The organism is Pseudomonas sp. IT-232MI5, assembly GCF_949767845.1.
Classification (GTDB): Bacteria; Pseudomonadota; Gammaproteobacteria; order Pseudomonadales; family Pseudomonadaceae; genus Aquipseudomonas.
The window spans coordinates 214,397-228,385 of record NZ_CATKQE010000061.1; the positions used below are offsets into that span (position 1 = coordinate 214,397).

Below are 13,989 nucleotides of genomic sequence, written 5' to 3' on the forward strand. Positions count from 1 at the left end.
TCACTGCATGCGACAAAAGCAGGGGTCACGTCCCCCCTCACCGACAGTCGACACGCCGGCCACCACAACACGCGCGTCTGCAGATCACTCGGCGAACAAATCGGCAACTCCCACACTGGAAAACATTCCCGGCCATTTTCCACTCCAATCGCCTTCTTCCTCCAAGCGGCCCCGTGTGGATGAGCCAGGCAGCTCCCGACAAGAAACCTCGCCAATCGAAGTCAGCGTCATGTCGCCCGACCGTGCCGACATGCCATTTTTTTCGGCAACCTCACTCGAAGATTTCGTGCAACCCTACTTCGGCGATCTGCCTGCACCCAATGCAACCGGTATCAGGCGTTATCTCACCAAAGAGTGGGTCGATGTCCAGCTTCCGGGCACGCAAGGCCGGCAGCACGTTTGCGTTAAATACGATGCCGACCTCAAGGCATATCGAGTGATGTCCTTCAGACGCCTGGCCCCTGGCCCACCGATATACCGAACCACGCAAGACAATCTGTGGAGCCTGAATCGTCACCGCACGTTCCTGAATGGCGATGATTATGCGTTCTCCGCGACCGCAAACGCTGATGGCCACTACGCATTCCGCGCACTCGGATCGAGCAGTGATTCAGCCATTCTCGGCTATGCCATCAATCACCCGGAGCATCACTGGATTGCCATCGATCCGGCGCAAGCAAAACACGAGAGACTGGCCGACAGGCCGCTGGTGCAATGGTCGGATCAAGACATCCAGCGAATGTACATTCTGGATGACACCCGGATTGCCGCCTTCCGCACTGAAGCGCAAGCCTCCGGCAAGGCACCGGACTGGGCACCCCGGGCGCAGAACAGCGAAGACTATCTGTTTGTCGCCGAGTCATTGAAGTGGCTGCATCCACAACTGCCTCTTGCCCAGCGTCTGGAATTACAGCGCAGCTATAACCTGACCCAGGACCAACTGTGTCGTCTGCGTACAGAATCGGGCGACGGCCAGATACCGGAATGGGCTGAACAGCATAAACGTCTGAGCCTTGACCCGAGCAATGACCAGCGCTTCAAACTGATCGCCGACGAACTGGAAAACTACGTTCAAGACTTGAGAACCCAAGGGCTGGCCTTCGACCATCACTGGCCCGCCACCCGGTACAGCGATGTTTTTTTAGCCGATTACGCGACCCACCTTGGCTACCAGCGAACCCGACACAACATGCTCTACCGCACGGACATTCCGGCGATGTTCCGGGGCGAAACCCGATTACCCTTCGAATTGGCCAGGGACGGGCGGATGATGTACCGCAAAGGCAATCCCACGGGCACCACGAACAAGCGTGCGCTGAGTGCAACGTTCGGGCTGCATGACGCCACCGCTTATGCGGCAACCAGGGGCGGCTTCTATCACGAGCTGCATTACAACTCGCAGGCCAATCGCTTTCCCGGCGTGAATCCACAGAGTTCCAAAGGACGTAGCGGCGAAATCTCGGATTCCGGCGACAGTTCAGTGTCGGACGGTAAACGGACCGGCGACGAAGCCGACTCCGACAGCTCCTTCGTTTTCGATGACTCGAAAGGTTATGAATCCACTCGCCGCCAGCAAAACACGTCCTTTGTGTATGTCATCGACACACGCGGTCTGGAAGTGGTGCCGGGGGCGGAGAACAAGGCATTTAACCCCGGCAACAGTAAATTCTTCTTCGACGAACTGGAGGGGCATATCTCGACACCCACACGCGGCATCAGTGCCGAGCGTATCTGGCTGGTTCGTTCCGATCTGACGCGCGCCGCCCGGGTCAAGGATGTGCTGGAGCAGGCCGCTGACCGAGTCGCGGCAATCGAACAGGCCACCTGGGCAGGAACCGACAGTCAAACAGGCAACTATTTTGGCAGCAACGCTTATGACCGCCTGATCGATGGAATCGCCGATTCAGGCGGCCTGATTCTTGAACTCCCCAAGGGCGACAAGACGTTCGCCGACGACATCGTCTGGCCGGCTCCCGAGCATGACCGGCCCTGACTCATTCAGCCAATGGATGGCTGACTCAATCACATGGAGTGACTTTTATGCGCCAAAAACCCGGGCCACTGCGCCCATCCCCAACCACAGAGACACCCGCCACCTCGACACCCCGTCCTGCGCCCTCCGATCGTCCAGTCGATCTGGATCCCCGTTTGCCTGGCCGCATCAGACCGGACGGGACAAACGAATCACCGGGCATTAACGCCGACGGCCCTCACAGCAGCACCTCAAAAGTGGAATCCGCCATTTCGATTACGCAGATGCTCGAAACGCAAACGCCCCTGCCTTATACAACAACCTCGCCCCTCGAGCCCTATTTGCAGAACGTCGATGCCTCTTTGAGCCACGACGCAGACGGGCTGAAGATTCACAAGGGTCGCACGTTCGCGGACATCGCCCAGGAAGATGGATCAGCCGCCGGGCTGACGGTGATGGTGGCGTTCCACGATCTGATGAAAGCCTACCGGGCCAGGTTGCCGAGTGAGCGGATGCCATCCGGACCTCCGCTTTATCGAGTCGCTGACAGCAACCTCTGGAGCTTGAAAAAGCCCATTGCGTACTACCCTCTTGATCGCTACACCGTGCATGAAAAGGGTAATACCTACTCTGTATATGTGCCAGATGCACAGGGCTACTACGCGGTACACGAATGGAAAAATGTGCCGCATCACGGCGACTTTATCATGCGCCGTGATGTCGGCTTTGCCTTCAAGGATCGACACGGCCAGCTGGTTAAAGTCGACCCGAGCGAGGCTCGCGGAGATGCATCCGTACCCTTGAAGCTCGCGCACTGGACCGATCGCGAAATATGGGACGTTTACAATATCCACGGTGCAGAAGTTGTGGCCTTTCGAGCCGAGGCCCAAGCCAGCGGCAGAGCACCGGACTGGGCAAGACGCACCGATAATGACGATCACCACAAATCCCTCATGAACTCCATGAGATGGTCCTATCCGCAGAAATCCCGGAGCGAATGCGCCGAACTTCTGCGCAGCTACAACTTGACCATCGCCCAGCAAAAACGCTTGCTCCCGGACATGGATAACGGCTTTCCCGAATGGACCGAACAGCACAAACGATTAACTCAGAACACGCTGGACGAACGCCGCTTCGATCAGATTGCAGAGGAAATGCAGCCATTGATTCTAAGAATAAGAGAAGAAGGCGAGCAGCCTGATTTCGACTCACATCCCGTTGAACAACGCTATGAAGAAAGTTTTCTGAAAAGTTATCTGGAATATGCCGGCTACCAGTTCACCAGGCATGGCTACCTTTTCAGAACGGACATCCCGGCCATGTTCCGCGCCGATTTGCGCACGCCTTTCGAACTGGCGCGGGACAAACGACTGGTGAAATTGAGGGGCAACCCTTCAGACTCCACGAACAAATCGGCTTTCAGTGCGACATTCTCTGCGGCCAAGCTCAAGTCCTACATGTTTTTTGATTACTACTCCAACCCTCGGCATTACAACAGCCAGGCTAACCGTTATCCGGGGCATTTCTCTGACAGCGATTCGTCGAGCGGGAATCGACACAGCTCAGCTAACGATTCTGATACATCGTTTGAAATGGACAACTCGCGCGACTATCCATTGCTGCGGCGCAAACAACTTCTTGGCTTCCGTTACGTCATCGACACCCGCGGCATCGAAGTGGTCCCCCGAGATGAAAACATTTACCTGAACGACATGGATTTTGACGGTGATCCATTGGAAGGCCGGATATCAATGCCGACGCGAGGTATCAGCGCAGAAAGAATCTGGCTGGTGAGATCGGACCTGAGCCAGGCAGCCAGAGTCGAGGATATCTTGCGGCAGGCCGGTGACAAAGCTGAGGCTATCGAGAAAGCCACATGGGCAGGTACCGACGGGCACGATGTCTATTTTCATGGACTCACTGCTTACGACAAACTGATAGATCAAATAGCCAACTCCGGCGGTGTCGTGTTGAAGTTGCCAAAAGGCGAAAGCACCTACTCTAACGATGTGACCTGGCCAGTAGCCGAACATTACCGAGCCTGACAAAAGGCGCCATTCATTTAAAAATGAATGGCGCCTTTGTATTAATCAGCGGCTGGACGTTATTTGATCACCTTGATCACGAATGTTGCCGGTTTGCTATTGAACGCATTATGCACCGTCAGATGAGGGTCGACATTGAGGAATGATCCGTTTCGGCATGCTTCAGAATATACTTGCCGGCAATGTCATCCCAAAACTCCCACTCGTCTTCATATACAGTCATGATTTCATCCTTATTTTTATTCAAGTCGCCCGTCTCCTGCGGGCAACTTGAAATCAAGACAAAAACGAAAGCAAACAATGTTGGTAGATGCAATGAGTTAATTCAAAGTGCAACTAGGCGAACAATTCACCCTGTAGCTCGTCAAGCAATGCCTGAATCGCATCCAGCCGTTGCTGGGGATCGTCAAGTTGCAGCAGGTCGATCTTGTCTTCCTCTGCGAACGGCAGCAGATAGGCCAATTGATTAGCCAGCGATTGCTGACCCAGCGCATCGGTGCCCATGTTCAGCGCTTCGACCATCGGATGCTCGGCCAACGCCTTGAGCAGCGCCACCAGGTCAGCGTCTTCGTCCTGAAGCGGTTGCTCGGGCTCGTCATCCAGCCAGTCGACATCGGCGAGGATCAACTGGTCGCGCTGCACCTCGGTACGCGACACCGTGAACCGCCGCCCACCTTGGACACGAATGCCCAGCAAGCCGTTGTCCTGCTGCTGGAAGTCGGTGATGCGTGCTTCGCAGCCGACCAAGGCAAAACCTTGTGGTGCGACGCCGACTTCTTGGCCGTCGAGGATGCACACCACGCCGAAACCGCCGCCCTGTTTCATGCAGCGGCCGATCATGTCCAGGTAGCGCGCTTCGAAGATCTGCAAGTCGAGGTTGCAGCCGGGAAACAGCACTGTGTTCAGCGGGAAAAGCGGCAGACTCATAGACATTTCCTTACACCACCATCGACACCGCCAACGGCAGAAACACCGCCGTGGCCACGCCCATCAGACTCATTGCCAGCGCCGCGAAGGCACCGCACTCATCACTTTCCTGCATGGCCACCGCCGTGCCGACCGCGTGGGCGGTCATACCCAGCGCCATGCCGCGCGCTTCGGGGCTGTGCACACCGAGGCGGTTCAACAGCGTCGGACCAAAGATCGCGCCAATTACCCCGGTGATCAGCACGAACACCGCCGCCAGCGCCGCAACGCCACCGATCTGCTCGGCCACCAGCATGGCGATCGGTGAAGTCACCGACTTCGGCGCCATGGTCATCAGGATCATGTGCTCGGCACCGAACCACCAGCCCAGCAACACGCCCATGCCCGTCGCCACCACCCCGCCTATCACCAGCGTAGTAAAAATCGGCCAGAACAATTGGCGAATACGCCGCAGATTGAGATACAGCGGCACCGCCAGCGCCACGGTCGCCGGGCCAAGCAGAATGCTGAGGATCTCGGTGCTCTTGCGATACTCGGCGTAGGTCAGGCCGCAGCCGACCAGTACGCCGATCACCAACAGCATGGAGACCAGCACCGGCTGCAGAAAGATCCAGCGGGTTTTCTCGAACGCCGCCAGCACCAGTTGATAGGCACCGAGGGTGATGCCGATGCCGAACAGCGGATGATGAATGACCGAAGCCCAGGCGCCCTGCCAATCGAAAAGCATCAGGATTCCTCCGACGCTGGCGCGTGCCGTTTAACCAGGCGCTGCATCAATACCCCGGCGAACGCCATCGACAGCAGCAGCGACAGCACCAGTGCGCCGACAATCGCCCAGAAATCGGCGGCAATGGCTGTGGCGTAAACCATCACGCCGACGGCTGGCGGCACCAGCAGCAATGGCAGATAACGCAGCAGACTGCCGGCCGCAAGGTTCAGCGGTTCGCCGACTTCACCGCGAATGATCAGGAAGACCAGCAACAGCAGCAGGCCGATGATCGGCCCCGGCAGCACCGGCAACAGCAAATGATTGAGCGCCGTGCCGAGCAATTGAAACAGCACCAGCAAGGTCAGGCCACGTAGCAACATCCGACATCTCCGTCTTACTTTTTGCCCAGCAGGGGCTCGGCATTATAAGCACGCCTGCGCTATGGATCGGCATTCGCCAAAAGCATGGTCGGTTGACCGGAGCAAATCGCCATGATGATCTACAGTGGTTCGCAGGGAGGTCAAATCCCCCCACCTGAAAAACTATAAAACCGATGAACCCAAGGAGAGTCTCAATGCCCTATGTTCCCGTTGCAGAGCTCAAAGATTATGTCGGCAAGGAACTCGGACGTTCCGAATGGCTCACCATCGATCAGGAACGCATCAACCTGTTCGCCGAAGCCACCGGTGATTATCAGTTCATTCACGTCGACCCGGTCAAAGCCGCGCAAACGCCATTTGGCAGCACCATTGCCCACGGTTTCCTGTCGTTGTCGCTGATCCCGAAATTGATGGAAGACATCCTGATCCTGCCGCAAGGCGTGAAGATGGTCGTCAACTACGGTCTGGACAGCGTGCGTTTCATCCAGCCAGTGAAGGTCAATTCCAAAGTTCGCCTGAAGGTCGATCTGGGTGAAGTCACCGAGAAAAAACCCGGGCAGTGGCTGCTCAAAGCCACCGCGACCCTGGAGATAGAAGGTTCGGACAAACCGGCCTATATCGCCGAGCCACTGTCGCTCTGCTTCGTCTGATGGTTCCGGATGCGAAGCAGCGCACGCTGTTTCGCGTCACGTCTCTATATATGCGACGCATAGCTGCGGCATACTCGGTCGCCTAATTGCCCGGATCCCGCTATGCGCTCACTCGCTCGTCTTGCACCCCTTGCCTTGACCCTGATGCTCACCGCGTGCGGCGACGGCGAATCGCTGTTGCCGCCGGATGCGCGCCTGCCCGACGGCGGTCGCTATCGCGGTGAACTGGTCGATGGCTTGCTGCAAGGTCAGGGCCGCGTCGACTACCCCAACGGCAGTTGGTACGCCGGCCAGTTCGACAAAGGTCAGTGGCATGGTCAGGGCGAATGGCATGGCAGCAATGGCGAGGTTTATCGCGGGCAGTTTCAGCAAGGTCTGTTCGACGGTCAGGGCAGCCTGACCACCAACGCCAGCAGTTACACCGGCGGCTTCAAGCAGGGCCGGCGCGAAGGCGAAGGCACGCTGAAAGAAAACGCCATGACCTACCGTGGCGAGTTCAAGGCTGATCAATACTCCGGGCTCGGTCGTCTGGAAATGGACGACGGCAGCTCCTATCAAGGCCAGTTCGCCCACGGCAAACCGAACGGCGAGGGTCAGCGCGGCGACGCCAGCGGAAACTCGTTCAGCGGGCATTTCGTCAACGGTCAGCTGGAAGGCAACGGCACCTTCAACAGCGCGGACGGCGATATCTACGTCGGCGGCTTCAAGAACAATCAACTGCACGGCAAAGGTCGCTACGAAAACGCCGACGGCGATGTCTGGCTCGGCCAGTTCAAGGAAGGCGCGCTGACCGGCAAGGGCGAACTGATCGGCGCCGATGGCAGCCATTACATCGGCGTGTTCAGCGACTGGCGCTTCAGCGGTCAGGGCCGTTTGAACCTGCCTGATGGCAGTTTCTACATCGGCGGTTTCGACAACGACAGTTACTCCGGACGCGGCACCCTGGTGCTCACCGATGGCAGCGTCATGAGCGGCACCTGGATCAACGGCCAGCGCGTGCGCGACGCCGACGGCAAGTTGCTGCCCGATACGCTCGAACTCGGTTTGCTCGCTCAGGGCCGTCTGCTCGAGGACGCACTGGCCGCCATTCCCGCGTCGACCCCGGCAGTCGAGCTGTACACCCTGACCCTCGGCGGTGACGGCAAGCAAAGCGTGTTCTTGCGTGAATCCGACTATGTCGCCAACATGCTCAATACGCGCTTCGGCGCTTATGGCCAGATCCGTCTGGTCAACCACCGCGACCACCTCGGCGACCGGCCGATGGCTACCCGCGAGAACCTGCGTCGCGCCGCGCAAACCCTTGCCGAACGCAGTGGCCCGGAAGATCTGCTGTTCATCTACCTGACCAGCCACGGCACCGCCGAACATGAACTGGTGCTCGACCAGCCGCGTATGGAACTGGCCGACCTGCCCGCCGACGAACTCGCCGCCGTACTCGCGCCGCTGAAGAATCGCGACAAGATCATCGTGATCTCGGCCTGCTATTCCGGCGGTTTCATCCCCGCGCTGAAAGACGAACGCACGCTGATCATGACCGCCTCGCGCGCTGACCGGGTGTCCTTCGGCTGCTCGGAAGAAGCTAACTTCACCTACTTCGGCGACGCGCTGTTCGCCCAGGCTCTGAATCAGACCGACGATCTGGAGCAGGCCTTCAAACTGGCCAAAGCCACCGTCGCCGAGCGTGAACTGGCGGACAATTTCGAAGCGTCGGAGCCGCAGATCTGGGCGCCGAAAACCGTGCTCTCGCACTGGCAACTGCTGCGCAAACAGCAAGCCAGAAAAGCATTGCAAAGTGCTGCGTTGAACGACGGAGCGATAAAGAGCAACTAAGCTGAACAGTATCAAGGGAGAGACACTATGTACTTGACGCCTCAGCACGTATTGCTTGCCGGAGCCACCGGTTTGACTGGTGAACATCTACTCGACCGTTTGCTCAACGAGCCAACGATTTCACGCGTGCTCGCCCCTTCGCGTCGACCCTTGGCGGAACATCCGCACCTGGAAAATCCGGTGGGCGATCCGCAGGCATTTCTGCCGCAGCTCAGTGGTCGCGTCGATATCGCCTATTGCTGCCTCGGCACCACCATCAAACAGGCCGGCTCGGAAGCGGCGTTTCGCGCGGTGGATCTGGACATGGTCGTGGCCTTCGCCAAACGCGCGCGAGAGATGGGCGCGCGGCATCTGATTGTGATCAGCGCGATTGGCGCCGATCCGAAATCGTCGGTCTTCTACAATCGGGTCAAAGGCGAAATGGAGCAGGCATTGCGTGCGCAGGACTGGCCGCAACTGACCATTTGCCGGCCATCGCTGTTGTTGGGTGAGCGAACTGAACCGCGTCTTGCCGAGCAACTGGCCGGACCTTTGTCGAAGCTGATTCCGGGTAAATACCGAGGCATCGAAGCTTGCCATTTGGCGCGGGCGATGTGGCGCCTGGCCCTGGAAGAGCAGGATGGGGTGCGGGTGATCGAGTCGGATGAGCTGCGCAAGCTCGGCAAATAATCTTCCGCCGCATGATCGTTCCCACGCTCTGCGTGGGAATGCAGCCACGGACGCTCTGCGTCCCAAAGCATGACGCAGAGCGTCGCCGGAGGCGTTACCACGCAGAGCGTGGCAACGATCTGTCTAACTACAATCCGCCCGTTGCCTGGAAGCTCACACCGATCACCGTCAGCAATGACAATGGCAACAGCAGCGTATCGAGCAACGCACTCGCTGGCAGGTCCACCCCCGGATAGCTCGGCGCCTCAGCCCCGAACCGATCCATCGCGCAACACCCGCCATTCAATGCATACAAATCCAGCCGCGTCCCGGAGTACACCACAGGCGCGCCCGGTTTGGCGGCGTCGAGGGTGCGCGCAGTGGCGCAACCGGTCAGTTGCAGCGCCAGCAAAATCGCCAGCAGCTTATTCATCACTGCTCAGATGATGCTCACCCCAACGCGGCAGCATGTCCTGAGGAATGCCGAGCAGATTGAGAATCCGCGCCACAACGAAATCGATCAGGTCATCGATGGTCTGCGGCTGGTGATAGAAACCCGGCGAGGCCGGCAGAATCGTCACGCCCATGTTCGACAGCTTGAGCATATGCTCCAGATGAATGCTCGAATACGGCGCCTCGCGCGGCACCAGAATCAACTGGCGACGCTCTTTCAAAGTGACGTCGGCGGCGCGCTCGATCAGGTTATTGCAGGCGCCGGTGGCAATCGCCGACAACGTCCCGGTAGAGCACGGCACCACGACCATTGCTGCCGGTGCGCCGGAGCCCGAAGCTACCGGCGACATCCAGTCTTCCTTGCCGTAAACACGGATCTGCCCGGCGGCAGCTCCGGTGTATTCGGTGAGGAAGGCCTGCATCATCTGCGGCTTCGGCGGCAGCGTCACATCGGTCTCGGTGGCCATCACCAGTTGTGCAGCCTTGGAGATCAGGAAGTGCACTTCGCGATCTTCCCGCACCAGACAATCGAGCAGGCGCAAGCCGTACTGAGCGCCGGAGGCACCGGTCATGGCCAGTGTGATGCGTTCCGGGCCATTGCTCTCAAAACGAGTGTTCATTGCAGCGCCTCGGCGAGTTTGCCGTGCAGGCCGCCGAAGCCGCCGTTGCTCATGATCACTACGTGAGTGCCGGGCTGGGCCTGGCTCTTCACGCGCTCGATGATGCCTTCCAACGAATCGCTGACAATCGACGGCACGGTGCACAGTGCGGCGGTGCCGGCGAGGTCCCAGCCGAGGTTGGCCGGGGCGTACCAGATCACCTGATCGGCATCGACCACGCTGTCGGGCAAACCATCACGGTGCGCGCCGAGCTTCATCGAGTTGGAGCGCGGTTCGATGATCGCGATCAGCGGTGCGTCGCCGATGCGTTTGCGCAAACCGTCGAGAGTGGTGGCAATCGCCGTCGGGTGGTGGGCGAAATCGTCGTAGATGGTGATGCCGCGCACTTCGGCGACTTTCTCCATGCGGCGCTTGACGTTCTTGAATGCGCTCAACCCGGCAATGCCCATCGATGGCACCACGCCAACATGACGCGCAGCCGCCAAAGCAGCCAAGGCGTTGGCGACGTTGTGCTGACCGGTCAGCTCCCATTCGACGGTGCCCTGCGACACGCCTTCGAACATCACTTCGAACGCCGAGCCGTCTTCGCTCAGCAGTTTGACCTGCCACTGACCGCCGGCACCGGTGGTTTGCACCGGGGTCCAGCAGCCCATTTCGATCACACGTTGCAAGGCCGGCTCGGTGGTCGGGTGGATGACCAGACCTTCACTTGGGATGGTCCGCACCAAGTGATGGAATTGCCGCTCGATCGCCGGCAGATCCGGGAAGATGTCGGCGTGATCGAACTCAAGGTTATTGAGGATCGCGGTGCGTGGGCGGTAATGAACAAACTTCGAGCGCTTGTCGAAGAATGCGCTGTCGTATTCGTCAGCCTCGATCACGAAGAACGGCGTACCGCCCAAGCGTGCCGACACCGAGAAATTCTGCGGCACGCCGCCGATCAGGAAGCCCGGGCTCATGCCGGCGTGTTCCAGCACCCAGGCGAGCATGCTGCTGGTGGTGGTTTTGCCGTGCGTACCGGCTACCGCCAGTACCCAGCGACCTTGCAGCACGTGGTCAGCCAGCCACTGCGGGCCGGAGACGTACGGCAGGCCTTTGTTCAGGACATATTCCACCGCCGGGTTACCGCGCGACATGGCGTTGCCGATCACCACCAGATCCGGTGCCGGATCGAGCTGCGCCGGGTCATAGCCCTGCGTCAGTTGAATGCCTTGGGCTTCCAGCTGCGTGCTCATCGGTGGATAGACGTTGGCGTCGGAGCCGGTCACGTGATGGCCCAGCTCTTTGGCCAACACCGCCATCGAGCCCATGAAAGTGCCGCAGATACCCAGAATATGAATGTGCATAGTCGACCTCGTAAAACATGGCCGCAGGTTAGCGTAGGGAGGGGGAAATCGCACTCTTTAGGTGAGGGGCGGAGATGGTTGGGCTTGGGGTTCAGGCTCCGCTGTAGATTGCGGCCCCTCACCCCAGCCCTCTCCCGAGGGAGAGGGAGCCGATCTACGTTGCTTTCAAATCCTGAGTTCGGCCCAATATTTCAAGTCGGCGTAGATCAGTAGACCGACTCGGTCAGTCCCCTCTCCCTCTGGGAGAGGGTTAGGGTGAGGGCCTTCTAACTGACTCGCCGCTCAATCCCGTGCTTACGCAGCTTTCTATAAAGAGTATTGCGGCTGACACCCAGTTGCTGCGCCGTGTGGGTCATGTGCCAGCGGGTTTGCTCCAGCGCATTGAGCAGAGCCAACCGTTCGGCGTCTTCCAGCGGATGATCGGACTCCTTAACCGCCATTACTGCCGGACTCCCCTGCCGAATCATTACCGGCAAATCCTCAATCCCGATCCGCCCCTCATCACACAACGCCGCTAACGTGCGCAGCACATTGCGCAACTGCCGCACATTCCCCGGCCAGTTGAAGGCCAGCAATGCCTGACGCGCCGACTCTTCGATCAGGATCGTTTCGCCCCCCGCCTCTTCAGCCAGCAGAAAATCCAGCAACTGCGATTTATCGCCACGTTCACGCAACGCCGGCAGCGCCACTTCCAGCCCGTTGAGCCGGTAATACAAGTCTTCGCGGAAGCTGCCATCGGCGACCCGCTCCAGCAGGTTGCGGTGGGTGGCGCTGATGATTCGCACGTTGACTGCCTCGGGCTCGCCACCGATCGGCACCACTTGCCGATCTTCCAGCACCCGTAATAACCGGGTCTGCAAGGCCAGCGGCATGTCGCCGATTTCATCGAGGAACAACGTGCCGCCATCGGCCTGCTGCAACTTGCCGCGCATGCCGTCCTTTCTTGCGCCGGTGAAACTGCCGCCGCGATAACCGAACAACTCGCTCTCGATCAGGCTTTCCGGGATAGCCGCGCAGTTGAGGGCGACGAAAGCTTTGCGCGAACGCTGGCTGGCCTGGTGCACAGCCTTGGCGAAGGCCTCTTTGCCAGAGCCGGTTTCGCCGTTGATCAGCAGCGGTACATCACGTTCGAAGACGCGCAGGGCTTTACGGAAATCGGCCTGCAACGCCTCGTCACCGAGACAGATGCCCGACAGGCGCGGCGCCTCAGCCACCACCGGTGTCGCTACCATAGGCACAGGTTTGCGCGATTCCCCGCGCAACACCGCAAACAAATGTCGGCCGTCACGGGTGCGCAGCGGCCAACTGGCGCTGGCATGGGCACTGGCGCGGCCAAGCAATTCATCCAGCGAACAATCGAAAAACGCCTCGACCGGTTTACCGAGCAAGCCGCCACGAATATGCCCAAGCAAATTCAGTGCACTCTGGTTGACTGCGCTGATCCGCCCTTCGCCGTCAAACGCCAGCAAACCTTCGCTGAACAACCCGACCGATTCGGCCTGCAAATGAAAACGCAACAACCATTGGTTATCGAAACAGCGCAGGAAGTAGCAACTCTCGATCATCTTCGCCGACAGATTGACCAGCGCCATGGTGTGAAACTGGCTCTGTCGCGAGACATCGTGGCGCGCCGACGACACGTCGAGCACCGCGAGCAGTTCGCCATGCGGGTCAAATACCGGGCTCGCCGAACAGGTCAGGCCGGTGTGGCGACCACGAAAGTGCTCATCCTGATGAATGGTCAGCGCCTGGCGCTCGACCAGGCAGGTGCCGATGCCGTTGGTGCCTTCGCAAGCCTCGCTCCAGTCCGCACCGAGCCAGAGGCCGGCGCGTTCGAAAATCTTGCGTTCAGCGGGCGCGGTGACGCAGTTGAGGATCACCCCGCGCGCGTCGGTCAGCAATACCGCGTGGCCGGCGCCGGAGAGCTGTTGATGCAGGCTGCTCATTTCATTGCCGGCGATCTGCAACACCTGTTGCAGCCGTTCGCGACTTTCGAGAACGCGCCCATGTTCGAGCACGGTCGGCGCCATGCTCAGCGCCGGGTCGAGGTGATAGTCCTCCAGGCAGCGCAGCCACGAACGGGCAATCGATGGATCGGCACCGGGACCATGCAGGTGCGGTTTGCCCTGGGTAGCGGTGAGAACCTGTTGGGCATGGCGACTCAAATGGTTGTCGTGCATTTCTTATTGTTCTCCCCGAGGCTCGACGGCCCAATGCTGAGGTGACGCCCAGCATCCTCCAGCCACCGCCGCATTGCAATGCTGGCAAGACTGCCCGGTCACCGGCTGTGCCGAAAGCGGTACAAACTGTCACCCCCTCTGTACCGAAACCATCACAGGCGCGATCCACTCGTCCGACAGAAATCACGCAACACCTTGATTTACCTGCCCTGCACGGCAGTGGCCCGAC

General features: G+C 59.3%; 12 protein-coding genes. 5 read left to right on the forward strand and 7 right to left on the reverse strand.

From position 1 onward, the window contains the following. Positions 1–7: 7 nt before the first annotated feature. Both ACM6JQ_RS28915 and ACM6JQ_RS28920 read left to right on the forward strand, forming a co-directional pair. The gene (locus ACM6JQ_RS28915) at positions 8–1,993 is read left to right on the forward strand and encodes a hypothetical protein (protein WP_414895087.1); all 1,986 of its coding nucleotides are present in this window, start codon (positions 8–10) and stop codon (positions 1,991–1,993) included. A 155-nt stretch (positions 1,994–2,148) separates the two neighbouring features. Further along, a complete protein-coding gene (locus ACM6JQ_RS28920) occupies positions 2,149–4,017 on the forward strand; it encodes a hypothetical protein (RefSeq protein ID WP_414895088.1) in 1,869 nt (622 codons plus the stop codon). Positions 4,018–4,353: 336 nt separating this feature from the next. On the opposite strand, the gene ACM6JQ_RS28925 is transcribed toward ACM6JQ_RS28920, so the two are convergent. Genes ACM6JQ_RS28925 through ACM6JQ_RS28935 form a run of 3 tightly spaced genes read right to left on the reverse strand, consistent with a single transcriptional unit; the run spans position 4,354 to position 6,033 of the window. After that, entirely contained in the window at positions 4,354–4,944 is a 591-nt protein-coding gene (locus tag ACM6JQ_RS28925) for an LON peptidase substrate-binding domain-containing protein (RefSeq protein ID WP_007909580.1), read from the reverse strand. A gap of 10 nt (positions 4,945–4,954) precedes the next feature. Further along, positions 4,955–5,671 carry an LrgB family protein gene (locus ACM6JQ_RS28930; protein ID WP_108226259.1) on the reverse strand — a complete coding sequence of 239 codons (717 nt, stop codon included), beginning with the start codon at positions 5,669–5,671 and terminating at the stop codon, positions 4,955–4,957. Further along, positions 5,671–6,033: a CidA/LrgA family protein gene (locus tag ACM6JQ_RS28935; protein WP_007909577.1), complete on the reverse strand. Its 363-nt coding sequence runs from the start codon at positions 6,031–6,033 to the stop codon at positions 5,671–5,673. Before ACM6JQ_RS28935 ends, ACM6JQ_RS28930 begins: the two co-directional genes overlap by 1 nt. A 194-nt stretch (positions 6,034–6,227) precedes the next feature. Between ACM6JQ_RS28935 and ACM6JQ_RS28940 the strand changes: the two genes are divergently transcribed. From ACM6JQ_RS28940 to ACM6JQ_RS28950, 3 genes are all read left to right on the forward strand, one after another. Continuing rightward, entirely contained in the window at positions 6,228–6,683 is a 456-nt protein-coding gene (locus tag ACM6JQ_RS28940; RefSeq protein WP_007909575.1) for a MaoC family dehydratase, read from the forward strand. A 102-nt stretch (positions 6,684–6,785) separates the two neighbouring features. Beyond that, positions 6,786–8,513 carry a C13 family peptidase gene (locus ACM6JQ_RS28945; protein WP_414895089.1) on the forward strand — a complete coding sequence of 576 codons (1,728 nt, stop codon included), beginning with the start codon at positions 6,786–6,788 and terminating at the stop codon, positions 8,511–8,513. Positions 8,514–8,540: 27 nt separating this feature from the next. Next, entirely contained in the window at positions 8,541–9,182 is a 642-nt protein-coding gene (locus ACM6JQ_RS28950) for an oxidoreductase (protein ID WP_007909571.1), read from the forward strand. A 127-nt stretch (positions 9,183–9,309) separates the two neighbouring features. On the opposite strand, the gene ACM6JQ_RS28955 is transcribed toward ACM6JQ_RS28950, so the two are convergent. From ACM6JQ_RS28955 to ACM6JQ_RS28970, 4 genes are all read right to left on the reverse strand, one after another. Continuing rightward, the gene (locus tag ACM6JQ_RS28955) at positions 9,310–9,594 is read right to left on the reverse strand and encodes a YceK/YidQ family lipoprotein (protein ID WP_007909569.1); all 285 of its coding nucleotides are present in this window, start codon (positions 9,592–9,594) and stop codon (positions 9,310–9,312) included. Then, entirely contained in the window at positions 9,587–10,234 is a 648-nt protein-coding gene (gene ubiX / locus ACM6JQ_RS28960; RefSeq protein ID WP_007909567.1) for a flavin prenyltransferase UbiX, read from the reverse strand. The genes ACM6JQ_RS28955 and ubiX overlap by 8 nt, the downstream gene beginning before the upstream one ends. Further along, positions 10,231–11,580, reverse strand: coding sequence for a UDP-N-acetylmuramate:L-alanyl-gamma-D-glutamyl-meso-diaminopimelate ligase (gene mpl / locus ACM6JQ_RS28965; RefSeq protein ID WP_007909560.1), 1,350 nt, complete (start codon positions 11,578–11,580; stop codon positions 10,231–10,233). The genes ubiX and mpl overlap by 4 nt, the downstream gene beginning before the upstream one ends. A 266-nt stretch (positions 11,581–11,846) precedes the next feature. Next, positions 11,847–13,760, reverse strand: coding sequence for a sigma-54-dependent Fis family transcriptional regulator (locus tag ACM6JQ_RS28970; RefSeq protein WP_414895090.1), 1,914 nt, complete (start codon positions 13,758–13,760; stop codon positions 11,847–11,849). Positions 13,761–13,989 lie beyond the last annotated feature (229 nt).